This window comes from Streptomyces sp. Q2, from assembly GCF_056820935.1.
Genome location: NZ_JBXEJE010000041.1, coordinates 14,075 through 32,248, shown reverse-complemented (window position 1 = coordinate 32,248; position 18,174 = coordinate 14,075). Strand labels below are relative to the sequence as shown.

The following is an 18,174-nucleotide window of genomic DNA, read 5'->3' as shown; positions in this document are numbered from 1 at the left end:
TTCAAGGACGGCGCGATCCTGGTGAACTCCGGCCGACGTCTACGAGGCGGAGGCGGGCCTGTTCTTCCTCGACACGTCCCTGCAGGCCGTCGACGACGACCCCCGGCCCGCCTCGTCACCTTCCCGAACGTCCTGTCACGTCCCACCAGGCGTACGACACCGAGGAAGGCCGCCGGCCAGATCGTCGACGCCACGGTGCGCAACGTCCTCGACTACAGGGCCGGCCGCCGCTCCGAGAACGTGCTGGTGCCGCGCAGTTGACCCACCAGCTCCCGTACGACCGCCGCCCCGTTCAGCGTGAGCACCGACTCCGGGTGGAACTGCACGCCGGCGAACCCCGGCCCGCGCAGGGCGTGGACCTCGCCGGTGTCGCTGCGGCTCACCTCGACCTCGTGCGCGGACAGTTCGGTGAGGGCCTCGTCGTCGCAGCGCGCCACGAAGCTGTTGTAGAAGCCGACGGTCTCGCGCCGCCCGAACAGGTCGATCTCCGTCTGCGCCCCCTGGTACGGCACTTCCTTGCGTACGATCTCCAGCCCCAGCTCGGCCGCGAGCAGCTCGTGCCCGAGGCAGACGCCGAGCACGCCGTGCCGGTTCTCGCGGATCACCTCGGCGGTCAGCGCGCGCAGGAACCGCATCTTGGGGTCGGCGGTGTCCGAGGGGTCGCCCGGGCCCGGGCCGAGGATGATGGGCCCCTCGTGCGCGCGGACCGCCTCCGACAGGCCGGGCTCGTCGTAGCGCCGGACGGTGATGGTCAGGCCCGACGAGCGCAGCACGTGCGCGAGCATCGCCGTGAAGGTGTCCTCCCCGTCGACGACCAGGGCGTGCCCGGCCAGGTCCTGTGCCGGCTCCTGCATCCGCAGCCAGAACGGCGCCAGCGAGGCCCGACGCCCGTCCAGCGCGGCCCGCACGCGGGGGTCGTCGGCCAGCCGGGGGCGCGTGGTCTCGGCCCGTGGCCTTCCCGGTCGTACCCCGAGCGCCGCCAGTACCCCCGCCGCCTTCGCGTGGGTCTCCGCGACCTCGCCCGCCGGGTCCGATCCGCGCACCAGCGTGGCGCCGACCGGCACCCGCAGTCGCCCGGCCGCGTCGATGTCGGCGGTGCGGATGAGGATGGGGGAGTCGAGGGTCTGGGCGCCACCGGAGTCACGCCCGATCAGTGCCAGCGCACCCGCGTAGTAGCCCCGCCCGCCGACCTCGTGCCGCTCGATGACCCGGCAGGCGTTCTGCACCGGCGAGCCGGTGACGGTCGCCGCGAACATGGTCTCCTTCAGCACCTCCCGCACGTCCAGCGAGGACTTCCCGCGCAACTCGTACTCGGTGTGCGCGAGGTGCGCCATCTCCTTCAGCCGGGGCCCGACCACGACCCCGCCCATGTCGCCGACGGTGCACATCATCTTGAGCTCCTCGTCGACGACCATCGACAGCTCCTCGATCTCCTTGCCGTCGGCGAGGAAGTCCAGCAGGTGCTCGGGGGTGGGGCCCTCGGCCGGATAGCGGTACGTCCCGCTGATCGGGTTCATGACGACGGTCCCGCCGGACATCCGCACGTGGACCTCGGGACTGGCGCCGACCAGCGTCCGATCCCCGGTATGCACGAGGAACGTCCAGTAGGCGCCCCGCTCACCCACCAGCAGCCGCCGGAACAGCGCCAGCGCGTCGGCCCTTCCGAACCCCGGGATCTCGCCCTCGTACGTCCGCCGGATCACGAAGTTGGCGCCCTCACCCGCCCCGATCTCCTCGCGCAGCACCCGTCCGACGATCTCCGCGTACCCCTCGTCGGCCACGTCGAAGCCGCCGCCCTGGACGCGTACCTCGTGGGCCGGGAGCTGTGCGAGGGCCTCCGCGAGCGGGATCCCGTAGGTCTCCTCGGGTGTCAGGACCGACAGGGGCGTCCCGTCGTCGCGGACGTCGAAGCCGCGCTCGCGGATCTGCCGGAAGGGGACGAGCGCCAGGCCCTCGTCGGGGAGGTCGGCGAGGCGGTCGTGCGTGGTGACCGGGCCGATCAGGACCTCGACCGTGTCGTGGTCGTGGCCCGGCGTGCGGCGGCGCAGCAGGGCGAAGGGACGGGGATCGTCAAGCAGGTCGGGCAGGTTCATCGGTCGTGTTCCTTCTCGGAAGGAGAGACGACCCCAGTGCCGGAAAACACCGAAGGCCGCCCCTCGGGCGGCCTTCGCGAAGTCTTGCGTACGCGCAGTCAGTGGGCCGCCGGATGAGCGGTCCACCACCAGGTCTGGATCGAATGCGCGAACATGCGAGGCACCCTACCTCACGCGCACCTGAGCGGGAGTGTGTCTCACCTGTCGAGCCGCACGAAAATCACTCGACACGACCCCGTAATGTTGAGGGCGTGACCGTGAACGCTAAGACCAGCGCCAGCGCTGGCAACACCTGGCGAGACCTGCCCGCGGCGCAGCAGCCCGAGTACCCCGACACCGAGGCTCTGCGCGCAGTGATCGCGGACCTCGAGTCGTATCCGCCGCTCGTCTTCGCGGGCGAGTGTGACCAGCTGCGCGCCCGGTTGGCGGCCGTTGCCAAGGGAGAGGCGTTCCTCCTCCAGGGCGGCGACTGCGCCGAGGCCTTCGACGCGGTGTCCGCCGACCACATCCGCAACAAGCTCAAGACGCTGCTCCAGATGGGCGCCGTGCTGACGTACGCCGCGTCCGTGCCAGTGGTGAAGGTCGGCCGGATCGCCGGCCAGTACTCCAAGCCGCGCTCCAAGAACACCGAGACCCGTGACGGCGTGACCCTGCCGACGTACCGCGGTGACTCGGTCAACGGCTTCGACTTCAACGAGGCCGCCCGCGTCCCGGACCCCGAGCGCCTGAAGCGGATGTACAACGCCTCCGCCTCGACGCTCAACCTGGTGCGCGCCTTCACCACCGGCGGTTACGCCGACCTGCGCCAGGTGCACGCCTGGAACCAGGACTTCGTGAAGTCGTCCCCCTCCGGCCAGCGCTACGAGCAGCTGGCCCGCGAGATCGACCAGGCGCTCAACTTCATGCACGCCTGCGGGGCCGACCCGGAGGAGTTCAAGACCGTCGAGTTCTACTCCTCGCACGAGGCGCTGCTGCTCGACTACGAGTCGGCGCTCACCCGCGTCGACTCGCGCACCGGGCAGCTGTACGACGTCTCGGCGCACATGGTGTGGGTCGGTGAGCGCACCCGGCAGCTGGACCACGCGCACATCGAGTTCGCCTCGCGGATCCGCAACCCGATCGGAATCAAGCTCGGCCCGACGACCACGGCCGAGGAGGCGCTGCAGTACATCGAGCGCCTGGACCCGGACCGCGAGCCGGGCCGGCTGACCTTCATCGTCCGCATGGGCGCCGACAAGGTCCGCGACAAGCTGCCCGAGCTGGTCGAGAAGGTCACCGCCTCCGGTGCGACGGTGGCCTGGATCACCGACCCGATGCACGGCAACACCTACGAGGCGGCCTCCGGCCACAAGACCCGCCGCTTCGACGACGTGCTCGACGAGGTCAAGGGCTTCTTCGAGGTCCACAAGGGCCTGGGCACGCACCCGGGCGGCATCCATGTCGAGCTCACCGGTGACGACGTCACCGAGTGCGTGGGCGGCGGCGACGAGATCTTCGTCGACGACCTGCACCAGCGCTACGAGACGGCCTGCGACCCGCGGCTGAACCGCAGCCAGTCGCTCGACCTGGCCTTCCTCGTCGCGGAGATGTACCGGGACCAGTAGCAGATCACCAGCGGAAGCGCCTGTTACAGGCGCGTAAGTGGGGCGTGGATCACATACGATCCGCGCCCCACTCCACTTTTGCCGGTCCCCCGTGACGGGTAAGGTTAGGTTAGCCTTATTGATCTCGGCGGGAGGTGAATCCGCGTGTTCGTGTGCAACTGCTTCGGAGTGACCGAAGCGCAGGTCCAGCAGCATGCGGACGACGGCGCCTGCACGCCCCGCCAGATCGCCTCCGCCTGCAAGGCCGGCACCGACTGCGGATCGTGCGTCCGTCGGATCCAGGCCATCCTCGGCCGAGGCGCGTACCCCCGGCGGCAGCCGGCCGACCAGGGCGCGTCGACCCTGACCGGACTCGAAGAGCTCGAAGAGGCGGCCTAGCTCTCCGGCTGCTCGATCAGCTGGGCGAGATAGAGCGCCTCGCCGAGCTTCTCCAGCAGTTCCAGCTGGGTGTCCAGGTAGTCGATGTGGTGTTCCTCGTCCTCGAGGATCGACTCGAAGATGTTCGCGGACGTGATGTCGCCCTTGTTCCGCATCACCTCGACGCCGCGCTTGAGCCGGTCGATCGCCTCGACCTCGATCTGCCGGTCGGCCTCGAACATCTCCTTGACCGTCTGTCCCACGCGTACGTGGAAGAGGCGCTGGTAGTTCGGCAGCCCGTCCAGGAACAGGATCCGGTCGGTGAGCACCTCGGCGTGCTTCATCTCGTCGAACGACTCGGACCGCGTGTACTTCGCGAGCTTGGTCCAGCCGAAGTTCTCCTGCATCTTCGCGTGCAGGAAGTACTGGTTGATCGCGGTGAGCTCGGCGGTCAGCTGCTCGTTGAGGAATTCGATGACCTCGGGGTCGCCCTGCATCGCAGAGGCTCCTTCCAACCGGGGGGAACTGGCAGGTTGCGCCGCATGATTGCACCGGCGACGAAGATCGTCCAGTAAGTCTTCACTTAGTAAGTAAGGGCAGGCTTAGTTCTAAATGCCCTTTTTGGGCGGGCGTTGGTCATGTGCACTGCCCGGGGTCTGTCAGGATGGAGTCATGGGTCAGCCGGTGGAACGCGAGTCGGGAGAAGCGGCACACTCCGAGCTTCCGCCGGGGCAGCGAATGCAACGCGGCTGGCCGGTCACGCACTACGGTCCGGTCCCCAAGTTCCGGCCCGAGCGCTGGGAGTTCCGGGTCTTCGGCGCCACCGCGGACGGCGAGAAGCGCTGCTGGAACCATGAGGAGTTCACGGCCCTGCCGTACACCAGCGTCGTGGGCGATCTGCACTGCGTCACGAAGTTCAGCATGCTCGGTGCCGAGTGGGGCGGCATCCCGGCGCGGACCATTCTGGAGATCGCCCCGCCCGCCCCGGCCGTCACCCATGTGATGGTGTGGGCGGAGTACGGGTTCAGCTCGAACCTGCGCCTGTCGGACTTCGCGTCCGAGCGCGCGATCTTCGCCACCCACAAGGACGGCGAACTGCTGACGGCGGAGCACGGCTTCCCGCTCCGCCTGGTCGTCCCCCACCTGTACGCGTGGAAGGGCCCCAAGTGGGTCCGGGGCGTGGAGTACATGACCGCCGACCGCCGCGGCTTCTGGGAGGAGCGCGGCTATCACAACGTCGGCGACCCCTGGAAGGAACAGCGCTACTCCTACCAGGAAGGGCCCGGGGACGGCCCCGAGCTCTGAGCCCGGGGCACGGTCTCAGCCGTCCCGCAGCTTCTTCAGCCGCTCCACGTCCGCCGCGTGCCCCTCCTTGCCGCCGGGCGTCTCGATGATCAGCGGTACGCCCTCGGTCGCGGGATGGGTCATCAGGGCGCGGAACGGGTCCTCACCGATGTGACCGGCGCCGATGTTCTCGTGCCGGTCCTTGTGGGCACCGACCACGTCCTTGGAGTCGTTGGCATGGATCAGCTTCAGCCGGCCCTCGCCGACCGTGTCCACCAGCAGGTCCAGCGTCTGGTGCATGCCGGCCGGCCCGGTCAGGTCGTGACCGGCCGCGAAGATGTGGCAGGTGTCCAGGCACACGCCCAGCTTCGGATGAGCGTCCAGCGCCTCGAAGTACGGCCCGAAGTCCCAGGTCCGCGAGCAGAGCGAGGCGCCCTGCCCGGCCGTCGACTCCAGCAGCAGGAACGGGTCGTCGTCGTGGGTGAGCTCGTCGAGCAGCGGCAGCAGGTACTCCCGTACCTGCTTCAGCGCCACTGACCGGTCCCGGCCGCCCGTCGCGCTGCCGGTGTGCACGACCACGCCCAGTGCCCCGATGTCCCGCCCGCGCCGCAGTGAATGCCGCAGGGACTCGACGGACCTCTCTGCGGTCGCCTCGGTGTGCGAACCGAAGTTGATCAGGTACGGGGCATGCACGTACGCCGGAATCGACTCGGCCGCGCACACCTCCCGGAACGCCTCGTCCTGCCGCGGACTGCCGACCGGCGTGGCCCAGCCGCGCGGGTTGGCGACGAAGACCTGCACGGTCTCGGCCTTCAGGTCATGGGCGTACGACAAGCCCACGGAGTGCAGGCCGCCGGCCACGGGGACGTGGCCGCCGACAGGGTTGCGCGTCGTGCCGGGGGCGGTGCCGGGCTGTTGACTCTTCACCCGACAAGGGTGTCATGCGGCCCGGACCGGACGGTCAGCGGATCGTGATGGTGATCGTCGATCCCTTGGGGGCCGTCTTCCCGCCCTTCACGGACTGCTTCTTCACGGTGTCACCGAAGAGCCCGAGCAGGCCGCGGTCCTCATCGACCGCGAAGCCGGCCCCCTCCAGCGTCGCCTTGGCCTCGTCCACGCCGGCGCCGACCACGTCCGGGACCTCGATCATCTCCGGGCCCTTGGACAGCGTCAGCGTCACCGTGTCGCCCTCGGCGGCGGTGCTGCCGTTCTGCGGGGTCTGCCGGGCGACCTGGCCCTTGTCGTACTCGGAGGAGTTGATCTCCTCCGAGGAGATCTTCACCTTCAGGCCGGCCTCTTCCAGGTCGGCCTGCGCGTCCTCCAGCGACTCACCGGTGACGTCCGGTACGTCGACCGGGCTGCCCTTGCTGACGGTGAGCGCGATCGCCGAGCCCGCGCGCCGCTCGGTGCCCTTCTCCGGGTCCGTGGAGATCACCGAGCCCTTGGGGACGTCCTCGCTGAACGCCCGGGTGACCATCCCGGGTTCCAGCCCGCTGTCCTTCAGCAGGGACCTCGCCTTGTCCAGGCGGTAGCCCTCCACGTCGGGCACCCGCACCGTCTTCGGACCGTCGGAGATCTGGAGCGTCACCGAGTCGTTGTCCCGGATCCGGGAGCCCGGCGCCGGATCGGTACTGATGACGGTGCCGCGCTTCACGGTGTCGCTGTAGGCGTGCTCGACCTTGCCGACCTCCAGGCCGGCGCTCTCCAGCCGGTCCCGGGCCTGCGCCTCGGTCTTCGCCAGCAGCGGCGGGACCTGGGTGAACTGGCCGGAGTTGATGTACCAGACGCCCGTACCGATGCCGAGCGCCAGCAGTACGGCGGCCACGATCGCCACGAGCCGGCGCCGGGATCCCCCGCGCGGGGGCAGGGGCGGCGGGCTCTCCAGCCGGCTCGTGCGGTGGAACACGGCCTCGGCCTCGTTCTCGTTCACCGGCAGCGGGCGCGGCACGGTCAGCGAGCGCGGGATCACCGTCGTACGGTCGGCGGAGGCGTCGCGGTGCTCCTGCGCCGACGACAGCGCCTGCGGCGGCACCGCGTCCAGCTGGTCGGCGCTGAGCATGGCACGCGCCTCGCGCGCCTGGGCGAGCAGCGCGACNAGCGAGCGCGGGATCACCGTCGTACGGTCGGCGGAGGCGTCGCGGTGCTCCTGCGCCGACGACAGCGCCTGCGGCGGCACCGCGTCCAGCTGGTCGGCGCTGAGCATGGCACGCGCCTCGCGCGCCTGGGCGAGCAGCGCGACCGCGTCGTACGGACGGATTCCCAGGGAGCGGGCGGTCGCCGAGGTGACCAGCTCGTCGAGCTCGTACGGCAGGCCCGGCACGAGGGCCGAGGGAGGCGGGACGTCCTCGTGGAGGTGCTTGTAGAGCACCACGGCGGGGGAGTCCCCGTCGTGCGGCTTCTCGCCGGTGAGCATCTCGTAGAGGACGACACCGCACGCGTACACGTCGACGCGGGGGTCGGCGGCGCCCGGCTGCTCGATCTGCTCGGGGGCGAGGTAGGAGACGGTGCCGAGCACGGCCCCGGTGGTGCTGGTGACGGTGTCCACGGACCGTACGAGCCCGAAGTCGGCGACCTTGACCCGGCCGTCGTCCCCGATCAGCACGTTCTCCGGCTTCATGTCCCGGTGCACGAACCCGGCCCGGTGCGCGGCGCCGAGCGCGGCGAGCACCGGCTCCAGGATGTCCAGGGCCGCGCGCGGCTGCAACGCCCCGCGGTCGCGCAGGACGTCACGCAGGGTGCAGCCGGCGACGTACTCCATGGCGAGATACACGTACGACCCGTCGGTGCCCTGGTCGAAGACCTGCACGACGTTCGGGTGCGCGAGCCGGGCGACCGACTTCGCCTCCCGGATGAACCGCTCGACGAAGGTCCCGTCGGCCGCGAGCGCCGGGTGCATCACCTTGAGCGCGAGGACGCGGTCCAGGCGGGTGTCCACGGCCCGGTAGACCGTGGCCATCCCGCCGACCGCGATCCGCGCGTCCACGCGGTAGCGTCCGTCGAGCACCTGCCCGACCAGCGGGTCCTGAAGGGTCGTATCCACGCAGGTGAGTGTACGAGCCGAGACCGACAGCGCCGCCGGTTCGGCCGCGATCGGGGCGGGACTGAAGCGGACCTGTGACGGAGGTCGCACCGGCCACCGCTCCAGCCGGGCCCCAGTCGAACGTACGTTCAGAACGCGGGTCGTTCGGGATCCAGCCGGGCCAGCCCCTCCGAGGGAGACGACGCCTCGGCGAAGTGACGCCGAGGTATCCGGCCCGCCAGCCGGGCCAGCCGCCCCGCTTCGACCGCGTACCTCATGGCAGCCGCCATCAGCTGAGGCTCCTGCGCCCGCGTCACCGCCGAGGCGAGCATCACACCCGCGCACCCCAGCTCCATCGCCAGCGCCGCGTCCGACGCCGTACCGGCCCCCGCGTCCAGAATCACCGGCACGCGTGCGTGCTCGACGATCAGCTGGAAGTTGTGCGGGTTGCGAATGCCCAGTCCCGATCCGATCGGCGACCCGAGGGGCATGATCGCGGCACAGCCGACGTCCTCCAGCTTCCGGGCCAGCACAGGATCGTCGTTCGTGTACGGCAGCACCGTGAATCCGTCGTCCACCAGCGTCTCCGCCGCGTCCAGCAACTCGATCGGATCCGGCAGCAGGGTCCGCTCGTCGGCGATGACCTCCAGCTTGATCAGGTCGGTGCCGAGCGCCTCGCGCGCGAGGCGGGCGGTGAGGACGGCCTCGCCGGCCGTGTAGCAGCCCGCGGTGTTCGGCAGGACCCGGATGCCCAGCTTCTCCAGCACCGACAGCACCGAGCCGTGCACGTCCGGATCGACCCGGCGCATCGCGACCGTCGTCAGCTCCGTGCCGGAGGTGACCAGGGCCCGCTCCAGCACGTCCAGGCTGGGCGCCCCGCCGGTGCCCATGATCAGGCGGGACGTGAAGGACGTGTCGCCGAGGACGAAGGGATCGTCGGCCATGGGTCAGCCTCCTTGGACGGCGGTGAGGACTTCCACGCGGTCTCCCTCGGAGAGGGACGTGGCGGACCACTGCGCGCGCGGGACGACGGTTTCGTTGAGTGCGGCGGCCACCCCGGAGGGCGCCGCGGTGAGGGACCTGACGAGGACGTCGAGAGCGGTGCCGGGAGCGACCTGCTGCCGCTCGCCGTTGACCGAGATGTTCATGCCGGCTGCTCCGTGAGGACGGTGCTGAAGCGCTTGGGGGTGAAGGGGCGGGCCTCTGCCGGGAGTTCACCGGTGGACAGGACGTGCGCCATGGCGTCGCCGGTGACCGGCGTGAGCAGCACGCCGTTGCGGTAGTGCCCGGTGGCCAGCAGCAGCCCGTCGAGGCCGGTCGGACCGAGCAGCGGCGCGTTGTCGGGGGAGCCGGGGCGCAGACCGGCCCGGGTCTCCGTCAACGGCAGTTCCGTGATGCCGGGCACCAGCTCGTGCGCGTCACGCAGCAGCTCGTACACGCCGCCCGCGGTCACCGTCGTGTCCCAGCCCAGCTCCTCGCTCGTCGCGCCGACGACCAGCTCGCCGTTCTCGCGCGGCACCAGGTAGACGTGGCTGCCGCGCACGACGGCCCGCACGGTACGGCTCAGGAACGGCGCGTACCGCTCGGGCACGGTCAGCCGCAGCACCTGCCCCTTCACGGGCCGTACCGGCGGCAGCAGGTCGTCCGGCACGCCCGCCAGACGCCCGCTGAGGCTGCCGGCCGCCAGCACCACCTGCCCGGCGCCCAGGACCTCGCCCTCGCGCGTGACGACACCGGCCGCCCGCTCCCGCAGGACCGACAGCCGCTCCGCCCAGGTGCGGTGGAAGACGACCCCGGCCCGCTCGCAGGCGGCCAGCAGCGCCGCCGCCAGCCGCCGCGGGTCGATCTGGTGGTCCCCGTCGACCCGCAGCCCGCCGCGCACGCCCGGCGCCAGCATGGGCTCCAGCCGGCGGCACTCCCGCCCGGACAGCCACTCGGAGTCCAGCCCCGACTGCCGCTGCAGCGTGTGCAGTTCCCGCAGATGGGCGCGGTCGTCGGCGTCCAGCGCGACGGCGAGCGTGCCGCACCGGCGGTAGCCGAGGTCCTGCCCGGTGAGGTCGGTGAGCTCGGCAGCGAAGTCCGGATAGCGGCGGGCCGACTCCAGGTTGAGGCCGAGCAGGGTGTGCTCGCCGTAGTGCAGTTCCGTGACGGCGGCCAGCATCCCGGCCGCCACCTGGGCGGCCCCGCCGCCCGGTTCGGGATCCACCACGGCCACGGCGAACCCGCGTTGAGCGGCCCGCCAGGCCGTGACCAGGCCGATGATCCCGCCCCCGACGACCAGGACGTCTGCGGTGTGTGATGTGTCGGACGTACGCGACATGGGCGTCCAGCCCCTCCCTTCGCCGGCATGACCCGGATCAGGTTCGTACGGTCGGAGGCCGCCAGCCTCCCTCTCAGCCCGGTGCGTCCGGGCTCCCGCGTGTGCTTTACGTTGGCCACCCTAGCCAATGCCGCATGTCTCAGTAAGGGAGCCTCCGCCCGTGGCAGGTTCGCTCGACGGTCTCGTCCTCGCCCCGGTAGCCGATCAGGCCCCAGGTCAGGTGGGCACCCGCACCCGGTTCGCGTACCACGAGAAGGACGGCGAGATCTGGGCCGAGTACGCGGGCGGGGACGTCGTACGCGGGTACCTGGTGGGTACGCGGGAGGGCGACCGCCTGGACTTCCGGTACGTACAGCTCAAGAAGGACGGGACGACCTCCTCGGGGCACTGTGTGTCCACGGTCGTCGAGCTGTCCGACGGCCGGGTACAGCTGGAGGAGATCTGGGAGTGGGAGTCGCAGCCGGGCAGCGGGACGAGTGTGGTGGAGCAGCTCACCGAGCCCGCCCCATGACTGACGAATAGTCAGGTGACTATGGTGATCAGGTGAGCGAGCAGACACAGGCCCGGGGAACGTCCACGCCACGGCGTGTCGTCGTGGTCGGTGCGGGCATGGCCGGGGTGCAGACCGCGGTCGCCCTGCGGGAGCAGGGCTTCACCGGCACCGTGACGCTGATCGGCGCCGAACCCCACCAGCCGTACGACCGGCCGCCGCTGTCGAAGGCCGTACTGCTGGGCAAGGCCGAGGACTCCGCCTTCGACGTGGACTTCGAGGCACTCGACATCGAACTGCGGCTCGGCCGCGAGGTCCTGGGCGTCCGCCCCGACGAGCACCGCCTGGACACCGCCGAAGGGCCGGTGCCGTACGACGTCCTGGTCCTCGCCACGGGTGCCGAACCGATCCGGCTGCCGGGCGCGGAAGGCGTGCCCGGCGTGCATCTGCTGCGCACCCTGGACGACGCGGAACGACTGCGCCCGGTGCTCGCCAGGCGGCACGACATCGTGGTCGTCGGCGCGGGCTGGATCGGCGCCGAGTTCGCCACGGCGGCCCGCGAGGCGGGCTGCGCGGTGACGGTCGTGGAGGCGGCCGGCCGGCCGCTCGCGGGTGCGCTGCCAGCGGAGGTGGCCGCACCGATGGCCTCCTGGTACGGCGACGCCGGTGCCACTTTGCGCACCCACGCGCGCGTGCGGAGCGTCGAACCCGGCGCGGTACTGCTCGACGACGGCTCCCGGCTGCCCGCGGACGCCGTGGTCGTCGGCATCGGCGCCCGCCCCGCCACCGCCTGGCTCGCCGGCTCCGGCATCGAGCTCGGCACCCAGGGCGAGGTCGTCGCCGACGACCGCCTGCGCACCTCGGTGCCGGACGTTTACGCGGTCGGCGACTGCGCGTCCTTCCCTTCAAGGCGGTACGGCGAGCGCCTCCTGGTCCACCACTGGGACAACGCGCTCCAGGGCCCGCGCACGGTCGCCGCGAACATCCTCGGCGAGGCCACCGGCGAGCCGGCGGCCGTCTACGACCCGGTTCCCTACTTCTGGTCCGAGCAGTTCGGGCGCTTCGTCCAGTACGCCGGCCACCACGCGTCCGCGGACACCACCCTGTGGCGCGGCGACCCGTCCGGCCCGGCTTGGACGCTGTGCTGGCTGCGGGAGGGGCGCCTGGTCGCCCTGCTCGCCGTGGGCCGCCCCCGGGACCTGGCGCAGGGACGGAAGCTGATCGAGGCGGGCACGCGCATGGACCCCGCCTTGCTGGCCGACCCGGCGAGGCCCTTGAAGGCGGCCATGGCGTAACGCGAAACCGCTGGTCGGGCGGTCCTGGCTTCCGACTGTCAGTGCGGGATGGCAGGCTTGTCCCGTGACCGAGATTGACGCAAAGATCGATGCTCTCGTCCCCGCCTGGCTCACCCTCCCCGACATCGCGGAAATGCTCGATGTCGAGGTGACGCGTGTGCGGCAGCTGGTCAAGGAGGGCCAGCTCATCGCCGTACGCCGTGGTGAGAACCGCGCGCTGCACGTTCCCGCCGCCTTCATCGACGGGGCCGAGCAGAAGGTCGTCAAGGGCCTGACGGGCACCCTGACGCTCCTTCGGGACGACGGCTTCACCGACGAAGAGATGCTCGAGTGGCTCTTCACCCCCGACCCGAGCCTGCCCGGCACCCCCGCGCAGGCCCTCAGTGAGAATCGCGGCACGGAGGTGAAGCGCCGGGCCCAGGCGCTCGCCGTCTGATCCGAGAAACGCTGATCCGAACACCGCCCGACGTACGGGCCGTGGCGCGCGCGAGCCACGGTCGTGGTTGACTGCGGCCCGCGAAGGCCACAGGCGCGGCGCACCACGGCCCGCGAAGCCACGGCCGTGGTGCACCACGGCCCGCGGCGGCCCACCGCTTCGGCCCGCGGCCCGTACGCCATCCACCACGGGGGGACCTACGCATGTCCGGCACCACCGCCACCACCGCCCGCGCCCAGCTCGCCGACGCCCGGCTCTACCTCTGCACGGACGCCCGCAAGCGGCAGGGCGACCTCGCCGAGTTCCTGGACGCCGTCCTGGCCGGCGGGGTCGACATCGTGCAGTTGCGGGACAAGGGCATGGAGGCGGCGGAGGAGCTCGAACACCTCCAGGTGTTCGCCGAGGCCTGCGCCCGGCACGGCAAACTCCTCGCGGTCAACGACCGCGCGGACGTGGCCCATGCCGCCGGCGCCGCCGTCCTGCACCTGGGCCAGGGCGACCTGCCGGTACCCGCCGCCCGAGCGATCCTGGGCGAGGACGTTCTCGTCGGGCGCTCCACCCACGCGGCGTCCGAAGCCGCCGCGGCCGCCGTCCAGGAGGGCGTGGACTACTTCTGCACCGGTCCGTGCTGGCCGACCCCGACCAAGCCCGGCCGCCATGCCCCCGGCCTCGATCTGGTCCGGTACACCGCCTCGCTCGGCACCGACCGCCCCTGGTTCGCCATCGGCGGCATCGACCTCGGCAACCTCGACGAGGTGCTGGCGGCGGGTGCACGCCGGGTCGTGGTCGTGCGGGCCGTCACGCAGGCGGACGACCCGGGCGCCGCGGCGGCGGAGTTCGCCAAGCGGGTGCGGCAGGAGTGATGCTGGTCACAGGCCCCGGTGTCCGAAGGGTGGACAACAAATCGACAAAACGGGCAAATTTCCTGGTTCTGGTTGGGGGACCGCCTCCCCCTGACTAACCTGCGGGTATGGCCCTCGGCACCGCATCCACCAGGTCGGACCACGCCCGCACCGTGCGTGACATGCTCGCGACCGGTAAAACGACGTACTCGTTCGAGTTCTACGCCCCGAAGACCCCGAAGGGCGAGCGGAACCTGTGGAACGCGTTGCGCAGGGTCGAGGCCGTGGCACCCGACTTCGTCTCCGTGACCTACGGCGCGGGCGGTTCCACCCGCGCGGGCACCGTCAAGGCGACCGAGGCGATCGCGTCCAACACCACCCTCACCCCGATCGCCCACCTCACCGCGGTCGACCACTCGGTGGCCGACCTGCGCAACATCATCGGGCAGTACGCCGACGCCGGGATCCGCAACATGCTGGCCCTGCGCGGCGATCCGCCCGGCGACCCCATGGGCGACTGGGTACCGCACCCCAGGGGCCTGGCCTACGCCGCCGAACTCGTCGAACTGATCAAGGCGTCCGGCGACTTCTGCGTGGGCGTCGCGGCCTTCCCCGCGATGCACCCGCGTTCGGCCGACTGGGACACCGACGTCCGGCACTTCGTCGACAAGTGCCGCGCGGGCGCGGACTACGCGATCACGCAGATGTTCTTCCACCCGGAGGACTACCTGCGGCTGCGCGACAAGGTCGCGGCGGCCGGCTGCGAGACCCCGATCATCCCCGAGGTCATGCCGATCGCGAGTGTGAAGTCCCTGGACCGGGTGCCCTCGCTCACCAACGCGGCCTTCCCGCCCGCCTTGAAAGAGCGAATCCTCACAGCAAAAGACGATCCGGCCGCTGTACGCTCCATTGGCATCGAATACGCCACGGAGTTCTGCGCCCGGCTGCTGGCCGAGGGAGTGCCCGGACTGCACTTCATCACGCTCAACAACTCCACGGCGACGCTGGAAATCTACGAAAACCTGGGCCTGCACCACTCACCGCAGGCCTAGACCGGTCGCACCGGTTTACGACACACTGCGTAGCGGCCACTGGGAGAGGGGCGTACATGGGCTGGACGGTCCTCTACATCGCGTTCGGCGTCGTCGCGCTGTGGCTGCTCGGCGAGGTGCTGCTGCAGTACAAGGCGCGCCTGCGCTGGCGGTTGCTCGCCTTCGGCGGCTTCCTCGGCGTCGTGCTCGGCGTCCTGATTCCCTCCGTCGTCGTCATCGGCCTGGGCGCCGCCGCCTTCGCGGTCGGCCAGACCTACGTCACGCTCTCGTTCCGCCGCGGCTTCGCGTCCGGCTGGGCGGTCAGCCGCCCGGGCGCCGACGGCAGCAAGCGACGCCGTGGCAAGGCCGAACACCAGGACCCGACCCTTGAGGTCACCGACCTCGAAGCAGCCGACACCGGCTTCGGCGGCGACGCCAAGTTCGGCCAGGACACCGGCGCCTACGGCGACGACTACGACCGCGACGACGTCTTCTCGCCCGCGCGCCCCCTGGACCCCGCGGCCGCCGAGAGCACCGCCGTGTACGAGCCGCAGCCCCTGCCCGACGACACCGGCTCGTACGGCATATACGGCAACTCCGGGTACGCGGCCGCCGCCGACTCCTCGTACGCCGGCGGGGAGCAGACCCAGGACCAGTACGCGGCAGCCGCCCAGACCTACGGGTACGAGGGCTACTCCGGCTACGACCAGCAGCAGTACGGCTACGACGCGGCCGGACAGCAGCAGTACGCCGCCTACTCCGACCCGTACATCGGCACGCAGACCTACGGCGGCGGCTCGTACGACGCCTCCTACGGCGGTCAGCAGCAGTACGACCAGCAGGGCTACGGCCAGGACCAGTACGGCAACGGCACGTACGCCGGGGAGACGCCGGCCGGCGGGGTGTGGGTGCCGCAGCAGCGCAGCACCGACGACCCCTACGGGGGCGAACTCCCGCCGGAGCAGCAGTATCCCTACCAGGGCAACGGCCAGGCGCAGGGCAACGGCTACGACGAGCAGTACCGGTTCTGAACCACCCCTGGGCCCGGACGCCGGGTGTTCACCGGGAACCCTGGAACTCGGGTCCCTCCACGACCAGTCCGGCGACCAGCGCGCCCGACATGCCGGCGTGCGGAAGACCGCCCCCCGGGTGTGACCAGCCACCGACGGTGAACAGGCCCGGTATCGCCGTGCTGTTGGACGGGTGCAACAGGGTTCCCGCGGCCGAGGCCAGAGCGGGTGCGGGCACGCCGCCGCCCTCGGCGCCCGTCTCCGCGCGGGTGTGCACGGGCGTGCGCACCTCGCGCCACAGCGTCCGCTCGCGCAGCCCCGGGATCGCCCGCTCGGCGGCCGTGACCATCCGGTCGGCGAAGGCGTCGGCGGCACCGGCCGCGGTCCAGTCGTAGTCCGTCAGTGACGGCACCGTCGATGTGAGCACCACGGCCTCGTGCGCGTCGTCGGGGCGCAGGGACGGGTCGTCCGGCCGGTCGATGCGGACCGTGGGATGCTCGGGCGGCACGCCGTGCGCGAAGAACTCCAGTTCGCTCTCCGAGTCCGGGCTGTGCACGACCGTGCGGTGCGCGGTGTCCGCCGCCCGGGCGCCGCGCAGCGCCAGGCAGACGACGACCCGGCCGGCGGCCATGCCCTCGGGCTGCGGCTCGACGGCCTTCCCGTCGTACAGCTCACGGCCCCGCACCAGGTCGGCCAGCCGCCGGGGCCCGGTGCCGACGACGGTGTCCGCCTGGGCGACGGTGCCTCCAGCGAACTCCACGCCCGCCGCCCGGCCGTCCTTGTCCAGCACGCCGGTGACCTCGGCGCCGAAGACGAACTCGACCCTCCTGGCCACGCACCGTTCGTACAGCGCGCGCGCCAACTCCCGCATCCCGCCTCGGACATACCAGGTCCCGAAGGCGTGCTCCATGTACGGCAGCACGCAGGCGCTCGCCGGAGTGTCGCTCGGGTCCAGGCCGTAGGTGAGGGCGTAGTTGTCCAGAAGGGCGGCGAGCCGGGGGTCGCGCAGCTCCCAGGCGCCGATCTCGGCGAGCGTGCCGGCCCGGCGAGTGCGCAGCAGCCGCTTGTGCGGAACCGCCGGATAGGGCTCGCGCTCGGCCAGCACCGACCAGTTCGGCCACAGGGGCTCCTCCAGGAGCGGCCTGCGCGTCCGGTCCCAGGCCTCGCGAGCCCGGACCAGGAAGTCGCCCCAGCGCCGGCCGGCGCCCGACCCGAGCGCCTCGTCCAGAGCCGCCACGACGCCCGCGCGAGAGGCGTTCGGCAGCGACACCCGCGTGCCGTCCGCGAAGAAGTGGTGCGAGGACGGGTCGACCTGGACCAGCTCGACGCAGGACTCCAGCGGTTCCTTGCCGGTCTTGACGAACAGGTCGCGGTAGACCGCGGGCAGGGGGAGAAGCCCCGGGCCCGTGTCGAAGGAGAAGCCGTCGCGCTCGAGGCGGCGCACCGCTCCGCCGTACGTCTCCGTACGCTCGTACACCGTCACCCGGTGGCCCGCGACGGCCAGCCGGGCAGCGGCCGCCATCGCGCCCATCCCGGCGCCGATCACCGCAATCCGTGCCATGCCAGCGACTTTATCGGCCGCCACCGACAACCCGGCCACGGCCACCGGTTCTCAGCCCGGGGGTCTTTCGGCCCGCGCGGCCGGCCGTCTCTCCTCGCGTCGCTGGGCCCTGCGCCGCAGGAACCGGCGGATGCGTGAGACCAGGAAGAAGAGCACGCCGAGACCGGTGACCAGCAGTACGCCCGCGATGATCGCCGCCGCCTGGGGATGGAACATCGCGAAGGTGACGATCCCGGCGACCCCGAGATCCTCGGCCAGGCTCACGATCACGTTGCTGAAGGGCTCCGGCGAGGTGTTGACCGCCATCCGCGTCCCCGCCTTGACCGCGTGGCTGGCCAACGCCGTCGAACCGCCGACCAGGCCCGCCGTCACATCTGAGAGCGAACCGCTCTGTCCGGCCAGCAGCGCCCCGACCCAGGCACCGGCGACCGGCCGGATCACGGTGTGTGCCGTGTCCCACGCCGAGTCGACGTACGGAATCTTGTCGGCGACCGCCTCGCACAGGAACAGGACGCCGGCCGCGACGAGGACCTCGGGGCGCTGGAGGGCCTGCGGGACCTCGTCGCTCAGTCCCGTCGCGCCGAACACGCCCAGCAGCAGCACCACGGCGTACGCGTTGACACCGCTGGCCCAGCCGCTCGTGAACACCAAGGGGAGTACGGACACGGAGGCGATCGTAACCAGTTGGCGACATCGGGTCCTGGGGCTGAGTACGCAGGGCTGAGTATCCGTACTCAGCCGGTGAGATGAGTACGCGCGCGGATGGGGCGCGAGCTGCGTGGACGGGAGAGTGGAGGCACGGAGAAGGGGCGAGGCTCCGGCACCGGCGACA

The 18,174-nt window shown here is 71.3% G+C and carries 19 protein-coding genes, 1 pseudogene and 1 riboswitch; of the genes and pseudogenes, 10 read left to right on the top strand and 10 right to left on the bottom strand.

Features of this window, described 5'->3' with window-relative positions; translation table 11 throughout:
* Positions 1-34 precede the first annotated feature (34 nt).
* A pseudogene (locus ACWBNA_RS36535) lies at positions 35-261 on the top strand (2-hydroxyacid dehydrogenase); the annotation flags it as partial.
* Here the strand turns inward: ACWBNA_RS36535 and ACWBNA_RS36530 are convergent.
* Together ACWBNA_RS36530 and ACWBNA_RS36525 are read right to left on the bottom strand one after the other, a co-directional pair.
* Entirely contained in the window at positions 213-2,093 is a 1,881-nt protein-coding gene (locus ACWBNA_RS36530) for an anthranilate synthase family protein (RefSeq protein ID WP_482708826.1), read from the bottom strand. The pseudogene ACWBNA_RS36535 and the gene ACWBNA_RS36530 overlap by 49 nt on opposite strands.
* 98 nt (positions 2,094-2,191) lie before the next feature.
* Positions 2,192-2,248 carry a trp operon leader peptide gene (locus tag ACWBNA_RS36525; protein ID WP_082319877.1) on the bottom strand — a complete coding sequence of 19 codons (57 nt, stop codon included), beginning with the start codon at positions 2,246-2,248 and terminating at the stop codon, positions 2,192-2,194.
* A gap of 96 nt (positions 2,249-2,344) precedes the next feature.
* Between ACWBNA_RS36525 and ACWBNA_RS36520 the strand changes: the two genes are divergently transcribed.
* Entirely contained in the window at positions 2,345-3,697 is a 1,353-nt protein-coding gene (locus ACWBNA_RS36520; RefSeq protein WP_482708824.1) for a class II 3-deoxy-7-phosphoheptulonate synthase, read from the top strand.
* Positions 3,698-3,841: 144 nt separating this feature from the next.
* Positions 3,842-4,075: a (2Fe-2S)-binding protein gene (locus tag ACWBNA_RS36515; protein ID WP_482708823.1), complete on the top strand. Its 234-nt coding sequence runs from the start codon at positions 3,842-3,844 to the stop codon at positions 4,073-4,075.
* Here ACWBNA_RS36515 and bfr read toward each other — a convergent pair.
* Positions 4,072-4,551: a bacterioferritin gene (gene bfr, locus ACWBNA_RS36510; RefSeq protein WP_482708822.1), complete on the bottom strand. Its 480-nt coding sequence runs from the start codon at positions 4,549-4,551 to the stop codon at positions 4,072-4,074. The genes ACWBNA_RS36515 and bfr overlap by 4 nt on opposite strands.
* A gap of 175 nt (positions 4,552-4,726) precedes the next feature.
* Between bfr and ACWBNA_RS36505 the strand changes: the two genes are divergently transcribed.
* Complete coding sequence (locus ACWBNA_RS36505; protein WP_482708821.1) at positions 4,727-5,359, top strand: sulfite oxidase-like oxidoreductase; 633 nt, start codon at positions 4,727-4,729, stop codon at positions 5,357-5,359.
* A gap of 15 nt (positions 5,360-5,374) precedes the next feature.
* Here ACWBNA_RS36505 and ACWBNA_RS36500 read toward each other — a convergent pair whose 3' ends face one another.
* The 5 genes from ACWBNA_RS36500 to thiO form a co-directional block, all read right to left on the bottom strand.
* Positions 5,375-6,265: a deoxyribonuclease IV gene (locus ACWBNA_RS36500; protein ID WP_482708820.1), complete on the bottom strand. Its 891-nt coding sequence runs from the start codon at positions 6,263-6,265 to the stop codon at positions 5,375-5,377.
* A 34-nt stretch (positions 6,266-6,299) separates the two neighbouring features.
* Positions 6,300-8,378 (bottom strand): Stk1 family PASTA domain-containing Ser/Thr kinase, encoded by a 2,079-nt coding sequence (gene pknB, locus ACWBNA_RS36495; RefSeq protein WP_482708819.1) that lies wholly within the window; start codon positions 8,376-8,378, stop codon positions 6,300-6,302.
* A 128-nt stretch (positions 8,379-8,506) separates the two neighbouring features.
* Positions 8,507-9,301, bottom strand: coding sequence for a thiazole synthase (locus ACWBNA_RS36490; protein ID WP_482708818.1), 795 nt, complete (start codon positions 9,299-9,301; stop codon positions 8,507-8,509).
* Between the two features lie 3 nt (positions 9,302-9,304).
* The gene (thiS, locus tag ACWBNA_RS36485) at positions 9,305-9,505 is read right to left on the bottom strand and encodes a sulfur carrier protein ThiS (protein WP_468654654.1); all 201 of its coding nucleotides are present in this window, start codon (positions 9,503-9,505) and stop codon (positions 9,305-9,307) included.
* Positions 9,502-10,677 carry a glycine oxidase ThiO gene (thiO, locus tag ACWBNA_RS36480; protein ID WP_482708817.1) on the bottom strand — a complete coding sequence of 392 codons (1,176 nt, stop codon included), beginning with the start codon at positions 10,675-10,677 and terminating at the stop codon, positions 9,502-9,504. The genes thiS and thiO overlap by 4 nt, the downstream gene beginning before the upstream one ends.
* A riboswitch (TPP riboswitch) is annotated at positions 10,675-10,786 on the bottom strand. It overlaps the preceding gene by 3 nt.
* Positions 10,787-10,837: 51 nt before the next feature.
* On the opposite strand from thiO, the gene ACWBNA_RS36475 reads away from it, so the two are divergent.
* The 6 genes from ACWBNA_RS36475 to ACWBNA_RS36450 all read left to right on the top strand — a co-directional run bounded on the left by ACWBNA_RS36475 (position 10,838) and on the right by ACWBNA_RS36450 (position 15,802).
* Positions 10,838-11,188 (top strand): avidin-fold protein, encoded by a 351-nt coding sequence (locus ACWBNA_RS36475; protein WP_482708816.1) that lies wholly within the window; start codon positions 10,838-10,840, stop codon positions 11,186-11,188.
* Positions 11,189-11,220: 32 nt separating this feature from the next.
* On the top strand, positions 11,221-12,462 hold the full coding sequence (locus tag ACWBNA_RS36470; protein WP_482708815.1) for an NAD(P)/FAD-dependent oxidoreductase: 1,242 nt from the start codon (positions 11,221-11,223) through the stop codon (positions 12,460-12,462).
* A 64-nt stretch (positions 12,463-12,526) separates the two neighbouring features.
* On the top strand, positions 12,527-12,898 hold the full coding sequence (locus ACWBNA_RS36465; RefSeq protein ID WP_030051296.1) for an Rv2175c family DNA-binding protein: 372 nt from the start codon (positions 12,527-12,529) through the stop codon (positions 12,896-12,898).
* A 203-nt stretch (positions 12,899-13,101) separates the two neighbouring features.
* A complete protein-coding gene (gene thiE, locus ACWBNA_RS36460; RefSeq protein ID WP_482708814.1) occupies positions 13,102-13,761 on the top strand; it encodes a thiamine phosphate synthase in 660 nt (219 codons plus the stop codon).
* Positions 13,762-13,868: 107 nt separating this feature from the next.
* Positions 13,869-14,792, top strand: coding sequence for a methylenetetrahydrofolate reductase [NAD(P)H] (gene metF / locus ACWBNA_RS36455; protein ID WP_482708813.1), 924 nt, complete (start codon positions 13,869-13,871; stop codon positions 14,790-14,792).
* 56 nt (positions 14,793-14,848) lie between these two features.
* Entirely contained in the window at positions 14,849-15,802 is a 954-nt protein-coding gene (locus tag ACWBNA_RS36450) for an SCO2102 family sporulation regulator (protein WP_482708812.1), read from the top strand.
* 28 nt (positions 15,803-15,830) lie between these two features.
* On the opposite strand, the gene ACWBNA_RS36445 is transcribed toward ACWBNA_RS36450, so the two are convergent.
* A complete protein-coding gene (locus ACWBNA_RS36445; RefSeq protein WP_482708811.1) occupies positions 15,831-17,342 on the bottom strand; it encodes a phytoene desaturase family protein in 1,512 nt (503 codons plus the stop codon).
* Positions 17,343-17,393: 51 nt separating this feature from the next.
* Positions 17,394-18,008, bottom strand: a complete 615-nt coding sequence (locus ACWBNA_RS36440) for a DUF4126 domain-containing protein (RefSeq protein ID WP_482708810.1) — start codon at positions 18,006-18,008, stop codon at positions 17,394-17,396.
* Positions 18,009-18,174 lie beyond the last annotated feature (166 nt).

Bases quoted from the DNA above. Each gene is read 5' to 3' on its own strand.
- ACWBNA_RS36530 (WP_482708826.1), bottom strand. From the start codon at position 2,093: ATGAACCTGCCCGACCTGCTTGACGATCCCCGTCCCTTCGCCCTGCTG.
- bfr (WP_482708822.1), bottom strand. From the start codon at position 4,551: ATGCAGGGCGACCCCGAGGTCATCGAATTCCTCAACGAGCAGCTGACC.
- ACWBNA_RS36505 (WP_482708821.1), top strand. From the start codon at position 4,727: ATGGGTCAGCCGGTGGAACGCGAGTCGGGAGAAGCGGCACACTCCGAG.
- ACWBNA_RS36490 (WP_482708818.1), bottom strand. From the start codon at position 9,301: ATGGCCGACGATCCCTTCGTCCTCGGCGACACGTCCTTCACGTCCCGC.
- thiS (WP_468654654.1), bottom strand. From the start codon at position 9,505: ATGAACATCTCGGTCAACGGCGAGCGGCAGCAGGTCGCTCCCGGCACC.
- thiO (WP_482708817.1), bottom strand. From the start codon at position 10,677: ATGTCGCGTACGTCCGACACATCACACACCGCAGACGTCCTGGTCGTC.
- thiE (WP_482708814.1), top strand. From the start codon at position 13,102: ATGTCCGGCACCACCGCCACCACCGCCCGCGCCCAGCTCGCCGACGCC.
- metF (WP_482708813.1), top strand. From the start codon at position 13,869: ATGGCCCTCGGCACCGCATCCACCAGGTCGGACCACGCCCGCACCGTG.
- ACWBNA_RS36450 (WP_482708812.1), top strand. From the start codon at position 14,849: ATGGGCTGGACGGTCCTCTACATCGCGTTCGGCGTCGTCGCGCTGTGG.
- ACWBNA_RS36445 (WP_482708811.1), bottom strand. From the start codon at position 17,342: ATGGCACGGATTGCGGTGATCGGCGCCGGGATGGGCGCGATGGCGGCC.